The 689-nt window shown below is 40.5% G+C and carries 1 protein-coding gene and 1 pseudogene; both read left to right on the plus strand.

Annotated features, from left to right (window positions below; translation table 11 throughout):
• Positions 1-375 (plus strand): poly-gamma-glutamate biosynthesis protein PgsC (gene pgsC / locus ACWHAR_RS27540; protein ID WP_452088494.1); only part of this gene is annotated, 375 nt, incomplete at its 5' end.
• An 18-nt stretch (positions 376-393) separates the two neighbouring features.
• A pseudogene (gene pgsA / locus ACWHAR_RS27545) lies at positions 394-689 on the plus strand (capsular polyglutamate synthetase PgsA); the annotation flags it as partial.

Consider the following 689-nt stretch of genomic DNA (forward strand, 5'->3'; position numbering starts at 1 on the left):
ATCGTGCCGGCAGGACTTGTTGTACCGGGATATTTAGGACTTGTGTTTAATCAGCCGGTCTTTATTTTACTTGTTTTGCTAGTGAGCTTGCTCACTTATGTTATTGTGAAATACGGTTTATCCAAATTTATGATTTTGTACGGACGCAGAAAATTCGCTGCCATGCTGATAACAGGGATCGTCCTAAAAATCGCGTTTGATTTTCTATACCCGATTGTACCATTTGAAATCGCAGAATTTCGAGGAATCGGCATCATCGTGCCAGGTTTAATTGCCAATACCATTCAGAAACAAGGTTTAACCATTACGTTCGGAAGCACGCTGCTATTGAGCGGAGCGACCTTTGCTATCATGTTTGTTTACTACTTAATTTAATGTAAGGTGTGTCAAACGATGAAAAAAGAACTGAGCTTTCATGAAAAGCTGCTAAAGCTGACAAAACAGCAAAAAAAGAAAACCAATAAGCACGTATTTATTGCCATTCCGATCGTTTTTGTCCTTATGTTCGCTTTCATGTGGGCGGGAAAAGCGGAAACGCCGAAGGTCAAAACGTATTCTGACGACGTACTCTCAGCCTCATTTGTAGGCGATATTATGATGGGACGCTATGTTGAAAAAGTAACGGAGCAAAAAGGGGCAGACAGTATTTTTCAATATGTTGAACCGATCTTTAGAGCCTCGGATTATGT

Source organism: Bacillus sp. LR--39 (assembly GCF_053613335.1).